Consider the following 19,613-nt stretch of genomic DNA (forward strand, 5'->3'; position numbering starts at 1 on the left):
TCCCCAACAAAGCTTTTTCACCAATCGCTGCTTGGCGACTATTATAGCACAAGCCCTTCTTTTTTTCCAATCTTACCCTATAATGTTCAGGGTTTGTTTTCAATTGGCCGGGGGATTTCCAGCACCGCCCGATGGGGGATACCATCCAGGGGGATGTCTTCCCGTTCCGCCCCATCCACCGTGAGGCGCAGGGCCTTCCCCCGGCGGTACTCAACCTCTAAGGGCGTCCCGGCAATCCGGGCGGAGAAGGCCGCCGTCTCCCACTCTGGGGGCAGATGGGGCGAAAGGAAGAGCCGTCCCCCCTCCCGGCGGATGCCCAGCACCGTCTCTACCGCCGCCCGGTAGTACCAAGAAGCCGCGCCGGTGTAAAGGCTCCAGCCGCCCCGTCCCATGGCTTCCCGGCTGGAATAGATGTCTGCCGCCAGATAGTAGGGCTCCAGTTTATAGCTTGGTGCCCACTGGGGGTTTTGGCACCGGCGGATGGGGTTTAGCAGCTGTAGCAGCTGCCACCCCTTGTCCTCCAACCCCGCCTGATAGAGAGCCAGGGCCAGCCAGATGGCCCCGTGGGTGTACTGGCCGCCGTTTTCCCGCACACCGGCGCTATAGGCCGCAATGTAACCGGGATTTTCCCCTCCTCCTACAAAGGGGCCTTCAAACAGCCGGACAATGCCGACCTGAAAGTCGGCCAGATGTTCGTAGGCGGCCAGCAGGGCAGTTTTCACCCGCTCTTTGTCCGGCATGCCGGCCAGGGCGGCAAAACTTTGAGGCAGGGAATCGATGGCGCATTCCTTTCCGCCGGCCCCCATGGGACTGCCGCTGTCAAAGTAAGCCCGCAGGTACCAAGCGCCGGTCCAGCAGGAGCGGTCCACCGCTCCTTTTAGAAATTGTGCCCGCTCACGTAGCTCTGCGGCCAGCTGGATATCCCCCCTCCCCTCGCAGACAGGGGCGAAAGCCTCCAGCGTCATGGCGAGGAACAGCGCCACAAAGACGCTCTCCCCCTTGCCGCCGGAGCCCACGGCGCTGAAACCGTCATTCCAATCGCCGCAGCCCATGAGAGGCAGGCCATGGTTGCCCAGCCGGTACGCCCGTTCCAGCGCCCGGACACAGTGGCAGTAAACAGGTTCCCGCAGGCCGCTTTTTTGGGGGGCGAAATACCGTTCCATCTCCCCTGGTTCCAGCTCCTCCCCCTTCAGGTAAGGGATGGGGGTATCCCAGAAACCGGTGTCTCCAGTGGCTTTGGCGTATTGGGCTGCCGCCCAGGGCAGGAAGATCAAATCGTCAGAGAAACGGGTGCGCACCCCTTTGACACCGCCGCCGGCCTTGGGCAGGGGGTGCCACCAATGGAGGACGTCCCCCTCTTCAAACTGGACGGCACAGCAGCGGGTAATCTGCCGTAGGGCGGCCTTTGGGTGGGTGAGCAGCAGGGCGCAGACGTCCTGGAGCTGATCCCGGAATCCATAGGCGCCTCCGCACTGGTAAAAGGCGGTGCGGCCCTCCACCCTTCCCTTGAGGATCTGATGGGGGAGGAAGTGGCTGACCAAGCTGTTAAACCCTTCATCGGGGGTGCGGACTGCGATAAAATCCCCGTCCGCCGGATTTGCGGGGAAGTCCATCCCCGACAGGTAGAGGGCGGCCTTCTCCTCTGCCCCAAAGGCCAGGCGGAATTCCATCTCCTCTTCCTCCCCAGGGAGGAGGGCGGCCCGGGCCACAAGGGCTGCGCAGGGGTCGCTGACCGGAGCCATAGGGCCGGTTTCCCAAGACCCGCAGAGGAAGGCGGCCCGGTCGCAGGTGGCAGTCAACTCCCGCCTGCCGCAGCTGAGTACAACCACCCCTGGCACCGCGGTCTGGTAGGGGTTTTCCAGAATCAGCTCCCGGCCGGTGAACCGGGTTTTCAGGAACCGGGCGTATTCCCGGCCTGGGCCCAGCACTGGCTCGGTGTAATAGGCGACCTCCACCTGTTTGGGCACACCCTGCCCGCTGGTGAGGGAGAGATGCATCCGCTTGACGCTCCCCTTCTTTGGCACCGTTACCGTCAGCCGGAAGCGGATTCCGCAGAATTCCCCTTCATACCGGGCATCGCCGGGGGCGAAGGAGGCGAGGGCCCCCCGGGTTAAGGAGAAGCAGCGTCCATCCACCCGGCAGAGCAGTTTTTCCCCATCGTTGCCGGAGGCGAAGTCGTTTTTCCAGGGGGTCAGCTTGTTTTCCCGGGCGTTGACTGCCCAGGTGAATCCCAGTTCCCCGTCGGAAACCAAGGTTCCAAAGGCGGGGTTGGCCAGGATGTGGGAATACGGCAGAGGGGAAGAGCGGTCCACATAAAACCGATCCCCCGCCAAGATTCCCCCGCTGGTTTTCACCCCTTGGGAGGGAAGCAAATCCCCCTGTACCGGCAGAATCTCCATCGGGCGGTAGCTTCCAGCGGGATGGGAAAAGAGAACCATCGACTTTGGGGAGATGTGCCGCGCCGCCGCCTTGAGGAGGAGGATATTCTCCGGCGGGTAGTTTTGGGAGTCCACCAAATGGATTCCGCCCCGGGCGCCCAGGACCTCCATCCCGCCGGAGGCCTGCACCATCTCCAGGATTTCCCCGGCGGCGAGGGGACTTTTGCGGGAATCGAAGAGCAACGCCAGGTCAAAGCGGAGGAGGCAGAGGCGCAGCATGGCGTGGAGCCTCAGGTATGCCTCCAGCCGCTGGGGATCGGGAGCGTCGCCGGTCTCCACCACCGCGATGGGCAGGTCACCAGATATGCCCATAGGCCAGAGGGAAGGCTGTCCCAGGGTGTTTTTTCGCAGCGCCGCCAGGTTGTGGCGGCCATCCCTCTTGTTGTAGAACAGTTGCCCCAGCACCGCCATGGCGAGGCGCCCCTCTCCACTGTCCCGCAGCATGGGGGATTGGGCGGCGGTTTTGGCGGTTAGCTCCCCTTCCCGCCGTGCGGCAATCAGGGTATCCGGGCCGCCCGCCGCCAACAGAAGGGTCAACTTCTTCTTTCCCCCGGCGGGGAGCTCTACCTTCACCCGCAGGGCCACGGCCCCATCCGGTACGCTGTTGGAGCCCAAAAAGGGGAGCCCCGCAAAATCTTTCAGGGCCTCCATCCCCTTTCCGTTGGGGGTCAGGTTTTCCCGCTTGCACTCCAGCTCATAAGGGAATTCCTCCAGAAGGCCGGCGGTCAGCGGCTCCCCTTTCCCCCCGTGGCGCAGGCGGCGGGTGACGGTGACCACCCGGCTCTCCCGCTCCCAGTCAAACTCCAAAAAGAGTTTGGAGAAGGCGGGGTGGGCCTCATATTCCCTCTGGGTGGAGAGGACCGGCTCCAGGTAAAAGAGCACCTCCCCTTGGATGGCATCCCCCCCGCGGTTGTGGAGGGTCAGCGTCCGGGAAGTCACCGGTAGGCGGGGGTACACCCCGCAGAACAGCTCGGCAGCCAGATTCCCCTTTTGTCCAAAGTAGGTCACCCCACCCCCTTGGAGCTTGACCTGGTGTTCTGTCCCCTCTTGATAAAAAGGGGCGGCGGTGGGGGCCAAGCAGCCCTGTGGCCCTTGAAAAAAGGCGTAAACCCCTTGTGGGTGGCACAGCAAGTCCTCCCCCCTCCGGGTGAGCTCAATCTCCCCCTTGCGGAAGAACCCTGCCCCCACGTCGGTGAGAACGTCGGTCACCTCCCCATTGCAGAGAAAGACGCACCGGGGGGACTGGGGATGCACTTTCCCCACATATTCCTCCAACTGGGGCTGTATGGCAGGGGCAGGCCCCTCCTCCCCCTCCCCGCGGCAGACGGCTGGGTCGCCGGACACTGGCTCCTCCAAAAACTCCCGGGCGGACTTCATCCGCTTATCCCGCAGGAAGCGGCGCTGCATGGCATTTTCAAAGAAGGCGTTGTCCAAGGCGGCAAGGCTCATCCCCACGTGGTGGGCCATATAGCTCTTCACCACAGTTGAACTATTCCCCTCCAGGCGGGAGGGGGTCAGGTCCAGCGCCTCATAAAGGCCGTATTTCCCCCACAGGCCAAGGGCTTCCAGCTCTTTCAAATTGGCAAAGGCGCCTTGGGGGCTGAAAGGCAATACCAGGTAGGTGGAATAGGGGGAGAGGACCAACTCCTGGTCCAAGCCGTTCTTTACCCCTAACAGCTGTACCCCGTGGGCTTTGTACTGGTAGTTGAGCTCCCCGTCGAAGGCATAGTACCCGCTTTCGCTGATCCCCCAAGGCAGTTTTTTGGCCCGAACCCGCTTCTTTTGGCAGTAGAGGCAGTAGCGCAGGCCCTCGCAGAGCAAAGTGCCCTCCCCGGCGGGGAGCAGCAGGTGGGGCATGTAGTATTCAAACATGGTGCCGGTCCAGGAGAGGGGTCCGGCATAGAAACCGCTGCGGCTCATGGAGCGGTTCATCGCCCCCCAATGGCGGCGGGGGGCCTGACCCATGCTGAGGGCAAAGTAGCTCATCATCCGCGCTTCGCTCATCAAGAAGTCGTAACAGGAGGCACTGAGCTCCCCCGTTTCGCTGTCGTACCCGATGGAGAAGAGGTTCCTCTTTTTGTTGTAAAAGGGGGATAGATCTGTCCCATCGACCAGCGCCTCCACCCGCCGGATCAGGCCGGTGAGGGCCGGTTCCTCCCCCCGGTACTCCTTGAGCCCCTCTTTGAGCGCTACAAGGCAGCAGGCCAGGTTGCCGCTGTCCACCGCCGAGACATAACGGGGCGGCAGCACCGTGAGGGAGCTGGTGTCGTACCAGTTGTACAGGTTCCCCTGCCATTTTTCCAGCCTCTCCACCGAAGCGATTGTCCTCCCCACCCGCAGGGCCAGGCCCTTGGAATCGATGAGCCCCAGATCCCGGGCCGCCAAGGCGGAGAGCAGGTACATGCCGATGTTGGTGGGGCTGGTGCGCCGCGCCTCCCGGAGCACCGGGGCAAACTGGACATTGTCCGGCGGCAGGAAGTGGTTTTCCCGGTTCACATAGTCCTCGTAAAAATTCCACATGGCCGCCGCCTGGCTTTGAAGGGCGTCCCGCTGGGCTGGGGTCAGCTTCCCCCGTTTGCGGCTTCCGCTCTGGGCGGTGAACCAGACAAAGGGGATGATCAAGGAGAAGCAGAGGCCGAAAAACCGCCCCTCCCCGCTGCGGGAAAACAGGAGGAGTAGGCCCAGCATCTGGGCAGGCAGATACCGGGAGAGGGCCAGCCCTCCCCCGCCGGATTGGGCGGCTGTCCTCCACTCCAAGCATTTTCGGTGGGTAAAAAACCGCCGGATCCCCCCTCGGACTGCTCCATCCAGGGCGACAAAGCTCCTCTGGGGCAGCAAGATGAGGGAGGAGGCCGCCCGTCCCAGCAGTTCAAAGGCCTTGGGGATGGCGCCGGTGAAGTATTTGCGGCTGACCGCAAACCACCCGCCGGCCAAGACAGTCTCCAGGGCGGATACCACCGGGGAGAGGCAAAGGGCCAAGAGCGCCGCGACAGCGAGGGCGGCTGCAGTCCGGCCTGTGGAGCAGGCTGCTAAGACCACCGCCAGCAGAACCGCCGCCGGGGTCAGGGAGCGGCGCAGGTTGTCCCCAATCTTATAGCGGGAAAGAGGGGAAAACTGCCCATCCCACAAGCAGCCGGCATTCTGCCAATCACCCCTCACCCAGCGGTGAAGCCGCTCCAGCCACTCGGTAGCGGTGCGGGGGGCGGCGTCTGCCAGCTCAATGTCAGACAAAAAGCCGGTGCGCAGAATCTCCCCTTCCAGCACATCGTGGCTGAGGACTTGGTTTTGGGGGAACCTCTCGGAAAGAAGGTCGAAAAAGGTATCCACCCAGAAAATTCCCTTACCGCAGAAGATGGACTCGCCAAACAAATCCTGGTACCCATCCCGGCTGACCAGGTCGTAGGGGGTCACCCCTCCCCAGCCCTCCATCAAACGGGAAAACCGGGTCTTCCCCTCCATGCGGGTGACCATCCGGGGGGTGAGGATGCCGTAACCCTCGGTCACCCGCCCCAGGGCCTTGTCCACCTCCGGCCGGTTAAGGGGATGGACCGCCGCGGCGATCATCCGCTTGGCCGAGCCGAAGAGGAGCTGGGTGTCGCTGTCCAGGGCGATGACTAAGGGGCAGTCCTGCACCAGTGCGGCATCCCCACAGAAGGTGTGCCAGGTGACCGGGAAGCCCTTCAAAAACCGGACCCATTCCACCAGGGCGCCCCGTTTGCGCTCCCAGCCGCGGTACAAATCCTCCTGCCGCAAATAGGTACGAGGGCGCAGGGCCAGCAGGAACCGGCTCCCCCAACGGCTGTTCAATTCTTCAATCATCTCCCGGGCGGCCCTGGCTTGGGAATCATCCTCTGGCGCGGTGAGGGCCGGACCCTCTGGAAAGTCTGCCAGCACGCAGAACACCAGATTTTCCTCCCGGTTCGAGAGATAGAGCTGCTCCAAGTGCTCCCCCAGTTCCCCCATTCGGGCAGCGGAAGGCAAAAGGGTGGTCACCACCACGGCGCACCGGGGGGCTTCCCCTGGTGTGAGCTCCATCCGGGGGAGGTAATCCGTCTTGACGCCGGCCATGGCAAGGCGCTGCAAAAAGGGGCCGCACGCCTCCCACAGGGGAAGGTATAGAGCCGGGACAATCCACCCGTTTTTTGCCCACCAACCACCCGCCAAGGAGAGGGCCAGCGGAAGAAGGCCCTTCCCCCACAGGAGGAGTCTCCCCCGCCGGCGGCGGGCCTCCTCCATCTGGACCTGGTGGCGGAGGGGATACCCCACGTGGCGGGTGCGCTCCACGCCGCCGGCACGGGCTTGGTTCACTGCCCAGCGGGCCACTGTTTCCTCTTTTTCCCTTTGCAGCTTGGCGATCCAAGCCACGGTGCGGCGGTATTGGCGGCGGCTTTCCACCGTCATCCGGGGATAGATTCCAGCGGGGTCCTCCCACAGGGTTTCCTCCACCGCGCCCAGTTCCTCCAGGGCGGCGAAGTCCACCCCACCCAGCTGCTGAAGGCCCAGGACCGCCCGGGAAATCCACTCCTCCCGCTCCTCTTCCCCAAAGGCGTCGGCGGCCAATAGCAGGTATGCCACTTTCAGGGAGAGTGCCACCTGCTCCAGCTGTTCCACCGTGAGGCGGCTGCGGCTGTCTTCCATAAGGATCAAATCCCGCAGTTCCTGCTCGCCCAAGGGGTGGCGGCGCAGTTCCCCAAAAAAGAGAACAGCCAGCCTGGCCACTCCCTTGGGGTTGGCTTTTAGGGCAGTGCGGGTCTCCCTCTCCTCCCTGGAAAGGATGTAAAAATTATCCACCAGCCACTGCCCAGCCCCGCTGGGGGAAGAGGCGTTTTTCGCCTCGTGATACCGCAGGGAAAGCTGTTTTTGGGCCCGTTTGCACTGTATCATCAGGGAATAGGCGCTGTCGTCCCATTCTAAGGTTTGCCGGTCCATCGTCTGCCACTTCCTTTGTTTTGGTTGTATTCCTGCTTATTTTGTGAGAAATTAGCAAGAAAAATTCACCAAAACGGCGAAAAGAGGAGCCTTCCCGCCGGAAGGCTCCTCAAAATGGGAAAAAATGTTTAATAATTGCGGGATTCCCGCTTGCGCCGCAAGGTGCGCACCACATTGATGGCGATGGAGAGGCCGATGCAGACCACGAGCAAAATGGGAATAAACCACTCGCTGTACTGCTCATCGTTGCTGAGCACTTCGGTCCACATCTTATCCATGGCCAGGTTGATCTCGGTGGGGAGCTCGTTGAAGAACTCCGATTTCTCGATCACCTCGTCACTGGGGTAGATGATGGGGCTCTCTTGGGTCTCCTCATCCAGCAGTTCAAAAGCCGCGTCGTTGGGGGAGGAATAGCCGATGTACTCCGCGTTGGCGGCGCCCACTTCCGGCTCGCACATAAAGTTGATGTACATCTCGGCGGCTTCTTTGTTCTTCGCCTCCTTGGGGATGCACATGGCGTCCAGGAACCGGTTGGTCCCCTCCCGGGGGATGGCGAAGGCCAGGTCGGGGTTGTCGTCGATCATGGTGACCGCATCGCCGGCATAGTAGGGGGCGATGGCTGCCTCGCCGCCGGTCATCTTGTCGAAGATTTCATCCATGACATAGGCCTGCACCAGGTACTTCTGGTCTTTGAGGGCCTCGGTGGCCTCCCGGAGCTGATCGGTGCTGTCGGGGTTCATAGAGTAGCCGCATTTTTTCAGGGCAATGCCAAAGGCGTCCCTGGGGTTGGAGAACATCAGGATTTCCCCAGCGTAGTCCGCATCCCACAGGATGTCCCAGGTCTCCATATCCTTGCTTTCATCCACCAGGGTGGTATTGTAGATGATGCCCACCACACCCCAGGTATAAGGCACCGAATAGAGATTCTCCGGGTCATAGGGCTGGTACTTGAACTCTTCGCTGATGTGCTTAAAATTGGGGACGTTGTCAAAGTTTATGGGGGAGAGCATCCCCTCGTTGATCATCCTGGCGACCATGTAGTCGGAGGGGATGATCACGTCATAGCTGACGCCGCCGGTTTTCAGCTTGGCGTAGAGCTCCTCATTGGTGGCGAAGTTGGTGTAGTTGACCTTGATGCCGGTCAGCTCCTCAAACTCTTTGTTGACATTCATCGAGTCGTCCGACCCATCGGAGATGTACTCGCCCCAGTTGTAGACGTTGATGGAGATGTTCTGTCCTTTGAAGCGGGTGTAGTATTCCATATCCAGGTCTTCTTCCTCCAAGGCAAAAGCGGCGCTGGAAAGGCCGGCAGCCAATGCGAGGGCCAAAAGGAGGGCAAAAATCCGTTTCATCCTAGTCCTCCTCCTTCCGGTTCAGCCGTTTTTCCCGGCGGGCCTCCACAATGTTGGACCCTAACAGCACCAGCAGCACCACCACAAAGATGATGGTAGATAGGGCGTTGATCTGGGGGCTGACCTTGCGCCGAGTCATGGAATAGATGGCGATGGGCAAGGTCTGGGAGGTGGGCCCGCTGACAAAGTAGGAGATGATGAAGTCGTCGATGGAATAGGTGAACGCCATCAGGAAGCCCGCCATAATGCCGGGCATAATCTCCGGGATGACCACCTTCCAGATGGCCTGTGCCGGGCTGCACCCCAAATCCTGGGCCGCCTCAAAGGTGTGTTTGTCCATCTGCCGCAGCTTGGGCAGCACATTGAGGATGACGTAGGGGGTGCAGAAGGTGATGTGGGCCAGAAGCAGGGTGAAGAAGCCCAGCTCCATGTCCACGTTGAATTTGTCCCGGATGAAGACAAACAGCAGCAGCATGGAAACGCCGGTGACAATCTCCGGGTTGATGATGGGCAGGTAGGTGACGTTCATCACCAGGCTTTTCGCCCATTTTTTCATGCCGTTGATTCCGATGGCCGCCAATGTGCCAATCACCGTCGCCACCACCGAGGCGATAGCCGCGATGACAAGGGTGTTGAACAGGGCGGAGAGGATCATCTCGTTGTGAAACAGTTTAACATACCAATCCAAGGTGAAGCCGGTGAACACCCCGCGGGATTTGCTCTCATTAAAGGAGAACACAATCAGCACCAGGATGGGCAGGTAAAGGAAGCCCAGCGCCACCGACATATATGCTTTGGAATACCAGCTAGTCTTTTTCATATGATCATATCCTCCTTATCCTCACCGTCAAACTGGTTGGTGATGCTCATGCAAAGGAGGATTAGAACCATCAGCACCAAGGCGATGGCCGCACCCAGGTTGGGGTTGTAGGCGTTGCCCAGGAACTGGAGCTCAATCAGGTCGCCGATCAGCAGGTTGCCGCCGCCGCCCAGCATCCGGGAGATAATAAAGGTGGAGACCGCCGGTACAAACACCATGGTGATACCGGTGGTGATGCCCGGCATGNGACCGCCCGGGAAATCCACTCCTCCCGCTCCTCTTCCCCAAAGGCGTCGGCGGCCAATAGCAGGTATGCCACTTTCAGGGAGAGTGCCACCTGCTCCAGCTGTTCCACCGTGAGGCGGCTGCGGCTGTCTTCCATAAGGATCAAATCCCGCAGTTCCTGCTCGCCCAAGGGGTGGCGGCGCAGTTCCCCAAAAAAGAGAACAGCCAGCCTGGCCACTCCCTTGGGGTTGGCTTTTAGGGCAGTGCGGGTCTCCCTCTCCTCCCTGGAAAGGATGTAAAAATTATCCACCAGCCACTGCCCAGCCCCGCTGGGGGAAGAGGCGTTTTTCGCCTCGTGATACCGCAGGGAAAGCTGTTTTTGGGCCCGTTTGCACTGTATCATCAGGGAATAGGCGCTGTCGTCCCATTCTAAGGTTTGCCGGTCCATCGTCTGCCACTTCCTTTGTTTTGGTTGTATTCCTGCTTATTTTGTGAGAAATTAGCAAGAAAAATTCACCAAAACGGCGAAAAGAGGAGCCTTCCCGCCGGAAGGCTCCTCAAAATGGGAAAAAATGTTTAATAATTGCGGGATTCCCGCTTGCGCCGCAAGGTGCGCACCACATTGATGGCGATGGAGAGGCCGATGCAGACCACGAGCAAAATGGGAATAAACCACTCGCTGTACTGCTCATCGTTGCTGAGCACTTCGGTCCACATCTTATCCATGGCCAGGTTGATCTCGGTGGGGAGCTCGTTGAAGAACTCCGATTTCTCGATCACCTCGTCACTGGGGTAGATGATGGGGCTCTCTTGGGTCTCCTCATCCAGCAGTTCAAAAGCCGCGTCGTTGGGGGAGGAATAGCCGATGTACTCCGCGTTGGCGGCGCCCACTTCCGGCTCGCACATAAAGTTGATGTACATCTCGGCGGCTTCTTTGTTCTTCGCCTCCTTGGGGATGCACATGGCGTCCAGGAACCGGTTGGTCCCCTCCCGGGGGATGGCGAAGGCCAGGTCGGGGTTGTCGTCGATCATGGTGACCGCATCGCCGGCATAGTAGGGGGCGATGGCTGCCTCGCCGCCGGTCATCTTGTCGAAGATTTCATCCATGACATAGGCCTGCACCAGGTACTTCTGGTCTTTGAGGGCCTCGGTGGCCTCCCGGAGCTGATCGGTGCTGTCGGGGTTCATAGAGTAGCCGCATTTTTTCAGGGCAATGCCAAAGGCGTCCCTGGGGTTGGAGAACATCAGGATTTCCCCAGCGTAGTCCGCATCCCACAGGATGTCCCAGGTCTCCATATCCTTGCTTTCATCCACCAGGGTGGTATTGTAGATGATGCCCACCACACCCCAGGTATAAGGCACCGAATAGAGATTCTCCGGGTCATAGGGCTGGTACTTGAACTCTTCGCTGATGTGCTTAAAATTGGGGACGTTGTCAAAGTTTATGGGGGAGAGCATCCCCTCGTTGATCATCCTGGCGACCATGTAGTCGGAGGGGATGATCACGTCATAGCTGACGCCGCCGGTTTTCAGCTTGGCGTAGAGCTCCTCATTGGTGGCGAAGTTGGTGTAGTTGACCTTGATGCCGGTCAGCTCCTCAAACTCTTTGTTGACATTCATCGAGTCGTCCGACCCATCGGAGATGTACTCGCCCCAGTTGTAGACGTTGATGGAGATGTTCTGTCCTTTGAAGCGGGTGTAGTATTCCATATCCAGGTCTTCTTCCTCCAAGGCAAAAGCGGCGCTGGAAAGGCCGGCAGCCAATGCGAGGGCCAAAAGGAGGGCAAAAATCCGTTTCATCCTAGTCCTCCTCCTTCCGGTTCAGCCGTTTTTCCCGGCGGGCCTCCACAATGTTGGACCCTAACAGCACCAGCAGCACCACCACAAAGATGATGGTAGATAGGGCGTTGATCTGGGGGCTGACCTTGCGCCGAGTCATGGAATAGATGGCGATGGGCAAGGTCTGGGAGGTGGGCCCGCTGACAAAGTAGGAGATGATGAAGTCGTCGATGGAATAGGTGAACGCCATCAGGAAGCCCGCCATAATGCCGGGCATAATCTCCGGGATGACCACCTTCCAGATGGCCTGTGCCGGGCTGCACCCCAAATCCTGGGCCGCCTCAAAGGTGTGTTTGTCCATCTGCCGCAGCTTGGGCAGCACATTGAGGATGACGTAGGGGGTGCAGAAGGTGATGTGGGCCAGAAGCAGGGTGAAGAAGCCCAGCTCCATGTCCACGTTGAATTTGTCCCGGATGAAGACAAACAGCAGCAGCATGGAAACGCCGGTGACAATCTCCGGGTTGATGATGGGCAGGTAGGTGACGTTCATCACCAGGCTTTTCGCCCATTTTTTCATGCCGTTGATTCCGATGGCCGCCAATGTGCCAATCACCGTCGCCACCACCGAGGCGATAGCCGCGATGACAAGGGTGTTGAACAGGGCGGAGAGGATCATCTCGTTGTGAAACAGTTTAACATACCAATCCAAGGTGAAGCCGGTGAACACCCCGCGGGATTTGCTCTCATTAAAGGAGAACACAATCAGCACCAGGATGGGCAGGTAAAGGAAGCCCAGCGCCACCGACATATATGCTTTGGAATACCAGCTAGTCTTTTTCATATGATCATATCCTCCTTATCCTCACCGTCAAACTGGTTGGTGATGCTCATGCAAAGGAGGATTAGAACCATCAGCACCAAGGCGATGGCCGCACCCAGGTTGGGGTTGTAGGCGTTGCCCAGGAACTGGAGCTCAATCAGGTCGCCGATCAGCAGGTTGCCGCCGCCGCCCAGCATCCGGGAGATAATAAAGGTGGAGACCGCCGGTACAAACACCATGGTGATACCGGTGGTGATGCCCGGCATGCTCAGGGGGATCAGCACCCGGCGCAGAATCTGCGGGGTGCTGGCCCCCAAGTCCTGAGCCGCTTCGATGACGCTGTTGTCGATCTTGGTCATGATGGAATACAGGGGCAGGATCATAAAGGGCAGGTAGTCGTACACCATGCCCAGCACCACGGCACCCTGGGTGTTGATCATCTCAAAGGGCCCAAGGCCGATAAAGCCCAGCAGCCGGTTGATGATGCCGTTTTTTTCCAGCAAGGTCATCCAGGCGTAGGTGCGAAGCAAAAAGTTCATCCAGGTGGGCAGCATCACCAGCATCAGCATGGTGCGCTGCTGGCTCCCGGTTTTCCGCGACAGAATGTAGGCTAACGGATAGGCGATCACCAGGCAGAGCACCGTGGCAATGGCCGCCAGCCAGATGGAGCGCATCAAAACCGGGGTGTACTCCCCCACCGCAGAGATGTTTTCCAGCGTATAGGCGCCGGAGGAATCGGTGATCGCAAAGGCGGCCACCAACAGGAGGGGCACCACGGTAAAGATGACCATCCAAATTACGTATGGGTAGGCAGAGTATCTACTTTTCATTCTTCATCCTCCATCTTGTGCATGATGTGGATGTCGAAGGGGTCAATGCGCATGCCGATGATGGAGCCGGGCTCCTCCATTTTGGTGGAGTGGATCATCCAGTTGTAGCCAGCGGCCTCCACCATCATTTCAAAGTGAACGCCTTTGAAGATGACCGAATTGACCACGCCGTTGAGCTGGCCCTCATCCGGGGCAACGACCTTGACGTCTTCAGGCCGGACCACCACGTCCACCCGTTTCATCTGGCCGAAGCCCTTGTCCACACATTCAAATTCATTGCCGGCAAACTGCACTTTAAAATCGTCGTACATCAGGCCGTCCATGATGTTGCTTTCACCGATGAAGTCGGCCACAAAGGCGTTGGCCGGTTCGTTGTAAATGTCTTGAGGGGTGCCGATCTGCTGGATGTAACCGTCCTTCATGACCACTACCCGGTCGGACATGGTAAGTGCCTCTTCCTGGTCATGGGTGACATAGATGAAGGTGATCTCCAGGCTCTGCTGGATGCGTTTGAGCTCGATCTGCATCTCTTTGCGCAGTTTTAAGTCAAGGGCGCCCAAGGGTTCGTCCAGCAATAGGACTTTGGGATGGTTGACCAGCGCCCGGGCGATGGCTACCCGCTGCTGCTGGCCGCCGGAAAGCTGGTTGATGTTGCGCCGCTCAAACCCTTTGAGGTTGACCAGCTCCAGCATCTCCCGCACCCGCTGTTTGCGCTCCGATTCCGGCATTTTGCGCAACTTCAGGCCGAACTCGACATTTTCATACACGTTTAAATGCGGGAACAAGGCGTACCGCTGAAACACGGTGTTCAGCTGGCGTTTGTGAGGGGGTAGGTCGTTGATCCGCACCCCGTCAAAAAAAATGTCGCCTTCCTTTGGCTCCACAAATCCACCGATGATTCGCAGCGTTGTGGTTTTCCCACAACCGGAGGGGCCAAGGAACGTGACAAATTCCTTGTCGTGTATCTCCAGGTTCAACCCGTTGAGTACACGCTCGCCGTCGTATTCGACGACGATGTCTTTTAAATTGATAATACAGTTTTCCATTCTGCATCCCCCTTTGCGGATTTTTAGCCCTGCCGGCCCCTACGGGGCCCCATGGGCCCACAGCGCCTTTTGACCGCTCCCCGCAAAAGGTTAGTTTCTAATCGTGGCGGCCGGAAAACCGGCGCCCGTTGTTAGGCGGTACATACGTCGCTGTGCTCATTTTTACTGTTTACACAGATGCAAAAACCAATATAACATAATTCTTAGAATTGTCAATGATTTTTCGCAAAAAATCCATATTTATCTGCATTTTGCGGGATTTCTGCCGATTTTTTGGGTAAAACCACCTGTTTTTCTCAAAAATTCTCTGATTTTCTCTAAGAATCATCGGTTTTCACCACTCATATTTTCCTTTTTTTCCCAATGTTATAAAGGTGGCCTTTTGCAAGGGAACACTGCCCTTCCACCGGATGCTTTTTCCTCCCGAATTCAGGCGGATTCTCCCCGCCGCTCTTCCACAGGCAGGGGAATTTGTGCTACAATAATCGCAAAGCGATTCCCAGCGGGAATCCCGCCCAGTCGAGCGTCTCCTGCAAACAAAAGTAAAAGCGAAGGATGGTCGTGTTATTATGTCTACCCAAGCAGTTAAAGAATATTTGGATCAATTTGGCCGGGGTGGGGATATCCTCACCTTTGAAGCCACCACCGCCACCGTGGAACTGGCTGCCCAAGCAGTGGGAGTAGAGCCTGCACGCATTGCCAAAACCCTTTCCCTTCAAGGGAAAGAAAGCCCGCTGATCATCGTGATGGCAGGGGATGCCAAACTCTACAACGGCGCTTATAAAGCCCAATTCGGCCTCAAGGCGAAGATGCTCACCCCAGAGGAGGCGCTGGAAAAAACCGGTCACGCTGTCGGCGGGGTCTGCCCTTTTGCCCTTCCTGAAGGGATTCCGGTATACCTGGATGTCTCCCTCCAGCGGTTTTCCACTGTGTTCCCCGCTTGCGGGAGCAGCCACAACGCCATTGAATTAACCCCTCAGGAGCTGTTCGATTATTCCCGGGCCGCCGGGTGGGTGGACGTCTGCAAAGGCTGGCGGGAAGAAGAATAGAGGGTAAAGGTATGTGTGTTGTGCCCGGTTCCCAACATAATTTTTAAATACTCACGCCCTCTCCCGACAAAAATTGCAAAAAGGGCTTGCAAATTGAAAAGCGCCATGCTATAATAATAAAGCTTTCTGGGTATGGCGCAGATTGGTAGCGCGCTACCTTGGGGTGGTAGAGGCCGTGGGTTCAAATCCCGCTACTCAGACCAAAGCAGCCGGTGTACACTTGTACACCGGCTGCTTTCTTTTTGCCCCAGCCCCGCGGAACAGTTTTTCTTAGTAAAACATAACGGCTGCCAAGGATTGATACATTTTCCCTTGACGTTAACACTGTGCTGCATTTTCTATGAAATCCAGAAGTGGGAGAACCCACTATGTCGTGACCGTCAGCCAGCTCCCTAAGATTTGGGAGTTTCCACTTAGATGCTCTGGGTGGAAACCGATGAAGAATATAAGTTTGCAGGCGATATGGACGACGGAAAGCACATGGGAGTTCTGTTGGGGGAATATATATCAATTTTATCGTCCATGCAAAAACTCCTCAATACTGAGTATGAAGATCTGCAGACAGGCCTTTTGATGCCGATATGAGAGCATTCTCAAGGAAATGGGAGAATTGCCAAAAGGCGCTTTTCTTTAGATAGATATCCCAATACAGCAAAAAAACCAGGCTCAATTGAACCTGGTTTTTGGTCTGAGTAGCGGGATTTGAACCCACGGCCTCTACCACCCCAAGGTAGCGCGCTACCAATCTGCGCCATACCCAGAAACTGCTTATTTAAGATACCACATTTCGCTCCAAGTTGCAACCCTTTTTTCAAGATTTGGTGCGAACTCTCAAATTTTCGCCTTGCTCCTCCAAAAATTTTTCGCATTCTTTCCCCTGCAGCCGCATACAATTTCCTCAAGCGGCACAAAAATGCCCACCATTTTCGCCAAAGGGGGATTTCCCATGCAGACTATCGGCCTGTGGACCGGCCTTGCCACCTTCCTCATCATCGCTCTGTTCCACCCCTTGGTGGTCCTTGCTGAGGAGAAATTTTCCAACAAAATTTGGGTTGCCTTCCTCGCCGCAGGGATTCTCTTCTTGGTGCTGTCCCTGCGCACCGCCGCCCCTCTCCTCTCCGCTGTACTGGGAGTGCTGGGCTTCACCTGTCTGTGGAGCATCAAGGAGCTCTCCGACCTCTCTTCCCATGGAAACCGCGCCAGAGCCGCCCGGCACAATCCGCCGCGCAGCCGGTAACCAATCCTTTGAGAGGACAAAATTTTTATGGCTCAAACGCCTTTTTATCAGGATTTCTTCCCTCTCCTTCCAAACTTGATGAAAAAAACCTCTTGACAGATTCCAAAAGACGCAGTATTATGTAGAAAAATTCAACACAGACAAAAGCTGTGAAGAGAAGAGTAGATCACAAGGCGTGTCACAGAGAGCCTCGGCTGGTGGAAAGAGGTACAAAGAATGTGGTTGAACATGGTCTCGGAGCTGCGTACCGACCGCCGGTTTCCCCGGCATAGGATACGACGGGTGCGCCCGTAATCGCGTCAGAGTATCGGCTCATCGGCCCGTACTTGTCAAGGCTCATGCCGTGAGGCATGGGTGAATTAAGGTGGTAACACGAAGCTATTTTAGCTCTCGTCCTTGAAATTGTTTTTCGAGGACGGGGGCTTTTTTATTGTGATTTTCGCCGCTCCCACATTTGTCTTTGAATTTTGCCCAATCACAAAAGGAGGCACACACCCAATGATTCAATTAAGCAACATCTCCAAACGGTTTGAAACCCCTGGCAAGGTGGTGGAAGCGGTCAAACACGTCACCCTTTCCATCGACAAGGGGGATATCTTCGGTATCATGGGCTTTTCCGGCGCGGGAAAATCCACCTTGGTGCGCTGCATCAACCTGCTGGAAACCCCCACTGAAGGCACCGTCACCGTAGACGGGGTGGAACTGACTGGCCTTTCGGAAAAAGAACTGCGGCAAGCCCGCAAAAACATCGGGATGATCTTCCAGCACTTCAACCTGATGCCCTCCCGCACAGTGTTTGAAAACATCGCCTATCCCCTCAAAGGCCGCCCCAAAGAGGAGATTGAGAAGAAGATCACCTCCCTGCTGGAGCTGGTCGGCCTCTCGGACAAACGGGATGTCTTCCCCTCCCAGCTCTCCGGCGGGCAGAAGCAGCGGGTGGCCATCGCCCGGGCTTTGGCCACCGACCCCCAAGTCCTCCTCTGCGACGAGGCCACCAGCGCTCTGGACCCCCAGACCACCACTGCCATCCTCAAGCTGCTGAAACAGGTCAACCGGGAACTGGGGGTGACCATCGTCATCATCACCCACGAGATGGCGGTGATCAAGGAAATCTGCAACCGGGCCGCGGTGATGGAACACGGCGAAGTCATTGAACAAGGGGATGTGTACAGCCTTTTCGCCACCCCACAGAGCCCGGTGACCCAAGGGTTTATCAACACCTCCTCCCTGGCCCAGAAGGTGGAGGAGTTGGACCGGGAAGGCTCCCCCGTGGTGGCCTTGAAACCCGGGGAACAGATTTTGCAGCTGACCTACCTGGGGATGGGGGCCTCCCAAGCGCTGATCTCTGAAGTGTCCCGGAAGTTTTCCATCAACTGCAACATCGTCTTCGGTTCCATTGAAATCATCCAGGAATCCCCCTTGGGCCGGCTCATTATCATTGCCAGCGGCCGGGAGGGGGACATCGCCCAGGCCATCGCCTATCTGCGGCAGCAAAAGGTAGAAGTGGAGGTACTCAAACAATGCCAGAAGTAATCGCAAGCCTGATCCCTAACGTCCTCGACCGGGTGCCCGAACTGGTCAAAAGCTTTCAGCAGACCTTGTATTTAATCGCCTTTTCCGGCGCGATCTCCTTTGTCATCGGCATGGTGCTGGGGGTGGTGCTCACCGTCACCAAACCGGGCAACATCCTAGAAAACAAACTGGTATACACTACATTGGACCGGGTGATCAACCTGTTCCGCTCCATCCCCTTCATCATCCTCATCGGCGCCCTCATCCCCCTCACCCGCGCGGTGGTGGGGACTGCCATCGGCACCAAGGGGGCCATCCTGCCTTTGATCTTCGGCACCGTGCCCTTCTTCGCCCGGCAGATTGAGACTGCCTTAGCCCAGATGGACAAGGGCCTCATCGAAGCCGCCCAGGCCATGGGCTCCAGCCCCTGGGAGATCATCTTCCGGGTCTATCTCAAGGAGAGCGTGCCGGGCATCGTCCGGGCCACCACCATCACCTTTGTCAGCTTGGTTGGTCTCACCGCCATGGCTGGCGCTGTGGGCGGCGGCGGCTTAGGGGACTTCGCCATCCGCTACGGCCACCAGCGCAACATGGTGGACATCACCTATGTCACTGTGGTGATCATCCTTCTCATGATCAGCCTGATCCAAGGGATCGGCAATTATATCATCAAGAAAACCACCCATTAATCCAAAACCAATGAAAAAAGGAGAATCCATTATGAAAACCACGAAACGCCTCGCATCCGCCCTGTTGGCCGCAGCCCTAGCTCTTTCTTTCACCGCCTGTTCCGGAAAACCCGCTGAAAATTCCTCCTCTGGGGAGGGTGGCAAAACCGTCGTCAAGATCGGCGTTGTCGGGGAGAACAGCGAGCAGTGGGAGCCAGTAAAAGCTGCCCTCGCTGCGGACAACATTGAGATTGAACTGGTCAAATTCAGCGAGTACAGCCTGCCCAACCAGGCTTTGGCCGATGGGGACATCGACCTAAACAGCTTCCAGCACTACGCCTTTCTAAACAAGGAAATCGAGGAAAAGAACCTGGATCTGACAGTGATTGGCGAGACCATCATCGCCCCCTTAGGCATCTACTCGGTCAACGTCCAGGAGGTCTCCCAGGTCAAGGAGGGGGATAAAGTGGCCATCCCCAGCGACGCCACCAACGGCGGCCGCGCCCTCAAGCTGCTGGAATCCGCCGGCCTTTTGAAGATAGACCCAGAGGTGGGGTACCTGGGCACCAAGGCCGACATCGTCGAGAATCCCCTAAACCTGGATATCTATGAGGTGGAAGCTGCCCAGACCCCCAGCCTTCTGCCTGACGTAGCTATCGCAGTGATCAACGGCGGCCATGCAGTGGACGCTGGGTTGATCCCCGCCCAGGATGCCATCTTCCTGGAGTCCACCGACAGCAGCGAAACGGAGAACAACCCCTTTATCAACGTCATCGTCGCCCGCACTGCAGATAAAGACAATGAGGTGTACAAAAAAGTGGTGGACGCCTACCACACCGACGCTGTGGCCAAGGTGATCGAAGAAACTTACAAAGGCTCCTACCTCCCCGCTTGGACCAACCAATAAC

General features: G+C 57.7%; 12 protein-coding genes, 2 tRNA genes, 1 pseudogene and 1 other annotated feature. Of the genes and pseudogenes, 6 read left to right on the forward strand and 9 right to left on the reverse strand.

The genetic code is table 11. The annotated features are described in order from the left end of the window. Nucleotides 1-86: 86 nt before the first annotated feature. From BQ5353_RS02485 to potA, 8 genes and pseudogenes are all read right to left on the reverse strand, one after another. Nucleotides 87-7,367, reverse strand: a complete 7,281-nt coding sequence (locus BQ5353_RS02485; RefSeq protein WP_071427258.1) for a GH36-type glycosyl hydrolase domain-containing protein — start codon at nucleotides 7,365-7,367, stop codon at nucleotides 87-89. Nucleotides 7,368-7,495: 128 nt separating this feature from the next. Continuing rightward, entirely contained in the window at nucleotides 7,496-8,719 is a 1,224-nt protein-coding gene (locus tag BQ5353_RS02490) for an ABC transporter substrate-binding protein (RefSeq protein ID WP_071427259.1), read from the reverse strand. A 1-nt stretch (nucleotide 8,720) separates the two neighbouring features. Then, nucleotides 8,721-9,539: an ABC transporter permease gene (locus BQ5353_RS02495; protein ID WP_071427260.1), complete on the reverse strand. Its 819-nt coding sequence runs from the start codon at nucleotides 9,537-9,539 to the stop codon at nucleotides 8,721-8,723. After that, a pseudogene (locus BQ5353_RS02500) lies at nucleotides 9,536-9,784 on the reverse strand (ABC transporter permease); the annotation flags it as partial. The pseudogene BQ5353_RS02500 and the gene BQ5353_RS02495, both read right to left, overlap by 4 nt. A gap of 556 nt (nucleotides 9,785-10,340) precedes the next feature. After that, nucleotides 10,341-11,564, reverse strand: a complete 1,224-nt coding sequence (locus BQ5353_RS02510; protein WP_071427259.1) for an ABC transporter substrate-binding protein — start codon at nucleotides 11,562-11,564, stop codon at nucleotides 10,341-10,343. 1 nt (nucleotide 11,565) lies between these two features. Continuing rightward, entirely contained in the window at nucleotides 11,566-12,384 is an 819-nt protein-coding gene (locus BQ5353_RS02515) for an ABC transporter permease (RefSeq protein WP_071427260.1), read from the reverse strand. Beyond that, on the reverse strand, nucleotides 12,381-13,193 hold the full coding sequence (locus tag BQ5353_RS02520) for an ABC transporter permease (RefSeq protein WP_071427263.1): 813 nt from the start codon (nucleotides 13,191-13,193) through the stop codon (nucleotides 12,381-12,383). The genes BQ5353_RS02515 and BQ5353_RS02520 overlap by 4 nt, the downstream gene beginning before the upstream one ends. After that, nucleotides 13,190-14,239: a spermidine/putrescine ABC transporter ATP-binding protein gene (gene potA / locus BQ5353_RS02525; protein ID WP_071427264.1), complete on the reverse strand. Its 1,050-nt coding sequence runs from the start codon at nucleotides 14,237-14,239 to the stop codon at nucleotides 13,190-13,192. Before potA ends, BQ5353_RS02520 begins: the two co-directional genes overlap by 4 nt. Nucleotides 14,240-14,808: 569 nt before the next feature. Between potA and BQ5353_RS02530 the strand changes: the two genes are divergently transcribed. Together BQ5353_RS02530 and BQ5353_RS02535 are read left to right on the forward strand one after the other, a co-directional pair. Further along, entirely contained in the window at nucleotides 14,809-15,288 is a 480-nt protein-coding gene (locus tag BQ5353_RS02530) for a YbaK/EbsC family protein (protein WP_054330873.1), read from the forward strand. A gap of 126 nt (nucleotides 15,289-15,414) precedes the next feature. Next, nucleotides 15,415-15,491, forward strand: a tRNA-Pro gene (locus tag BQ5353_RS02535). Nucleotides 15,492-15,972: 481 nt separating this feature from the next. Here the strand turns inward: BQ5353_RS02535 and BQ5353_RS02540 are convergent. Beyond that, a tRNA-Pro gene (locus tag BQ5353_RS02540) sits at nucleotides 15,973-16,049 on the reverse strand. Between the two features lie 185 nt (nucleotides 16,050-16,234). Between BQ5353_RS02540 and BQ5353_RS02545 the strand changes: the two genes are divergently transcribed. The 4 genes from BQ5353_RS02545 to BQ5353_RS02560 all read left to right on the forward strand — a co-directional run bounded on the left by BQ5353_RS02545 (nucleotide 16,235) and on the right by BQ5353_RS02560 (nucleotide 19,612). After that, a complete protein-coding gene (locus BQ5353_RS02545; RefSeq protein WP_071428398.1) occupies nucleotides 16,235-16,525 on the forward strand; it encodes a DUF4491 family protein in 291 nt (96 codons plus the stop codon). Nucleotides 16,526-16,665: 140 nt separating this feature from the next. After that, nucleotides 16,666-16,926: a binding site (T-box leader), on the forward strand. A gap of 97 nt (nucleotides 16,927-17,023) precedes the next feature. Further along, entirely contained in the window at nucleotides 17,024-18,058 is a 1,035-nt protein-coding gene (locus tag BQ5353_RS02550; protein WP_054331241.1) for a methionine ABC transporter ATP-binding protein, read from the forward strand. Next, nucleotides 18,046-18,726 carry a methionine ABC transporter permease gene (locus tag BQ5353_RS02555; protein ID WP_054330872.1) on the forward strand — a complete coding sequence of 227 codons (681 nt, stop codon included), beginning with the start codon at nucleotides 18,046-18,048 and terminating at the stop codon, nucleotides 18,724-18,726. The genes BQ5353_RS02550 and BQ5353_RS02555 overlap by 13 nt, the downstream gene beginning before the upstream one ends. A gap of 31 nt (nucleotides 18,727-18,757) precedes the next feature. Beyond that, nucleotides 18,758-19,612, forward strand: coding sequence for a MetQ/NlpA family ABC transporter substrate-binding protein (locus tag BQ5353_RS02560; RefSeq protein ID WP_054330871.1), 855 nt, complete (start codon nucleotides 18,758-18,760; stop codon nucleotides 19,610-19,612). Nucleotide 19,613 lies beyond the last annotated feature (1 nt).

It is taken from the genome of Merdimmobilis hominis (assembly GCF_900104615.1).
Taxonomy (GTDB): domain Bacteria; phylum Bacillota; class Clostridia; order Oscillospirales; family Ruminococcaceae; genus Merdimmobilis; species Merdimmobilis hominis.

Excerpts from the sequence above, each read along its gene's own strand:
- BQ5353_RS02490 (WP_071427259.1), bottom strand. The coding sequence starts at position 8,719 with ATGAAACGGATTTTTGCCCTCCTTTTGGCCCTCGCATTGGCTGCCGGC.
- potA (WP_071427264.1), bottom strand. The coding sequence starts at position 14,239 with ATGGAAAACTGTATTATCAATTTAAAAGACATCGTCGTCGAATACGAC.
- BQ5353_RS02520 (WP_071427263.1), bottom strand. The coding sequence starts at position 13,193 with ATGAAAAGTAGATACTCTGCCTACCCATACGTAATTTGGATGGTCATC.
- BQ5353_RS02485 (WP_071427258.1), bottom strand. The coding sequence starts at position 7,367 with ATGGACCGGCAAACCTTAGAATGGGACGACAGCGCCTATTCCCTGATG.
- BQ5353_RS02545 (WP_071428398.1), top strand. The coding sequence starts at position 16,235 with ATGCAGACTATCGGCCTGTGGACCGGCCTTGCCACCTTCCTCATCATC.
- BQ5353_RS02495 (WP_071427260.1), bottom strand. The coding sequence starts at position 9,539 with ATGAAAAAGACTAGCTGGTATTCCAAAGCATATATGTCGGTGGCGCTG.
- BQ5353_RS02530 (WP_054330873.1), top strand. The coding sequence starts at position 14,809 with ATGTCTACCCAAGCAGTTAAAGAATATTTGGATCAATTTGGCCGGGGT.
- BQ5353_RS02510 (WP_071427259.1), bottom strand. The coding sequence starts at position 11,564 with ATGAAACGGATTTTTGCCCTCCTTTTGGCCCTCGCATTGGCTGCCGGC.
- BQ5353_RS02560 (WP_054330871.1), top strand. The coding sequence starts at position 18,758 with ATGAAAACCACGAAACGCCTCGCATCCGCCCTGTTGGCCGCAGCCCTA.
- BQ5353_RS02550 (WP_054331241.1), top strand. The coding sequence starts at position 17,024 with ATGATTCAATTAAGCAACATCTCCAAACGGTTTGAAACCCCTGGCAAG.
- BQ5353_RS02555 (WP_054330872.1), top strand. The coding sequence starts at position 18,046 with ATGCCAGAAGTAATCGCAAGCCTGATCCCTAACGTCCTCGACCGGGTG.
- BQ5353_RS02515 (WP_071427260.1), bottom strand. The coding sequence starts at position 12,384 with ATGAAAAAGACTAGCTGGTATTCCAAAGCATATATGTCGGTGGCGCTG.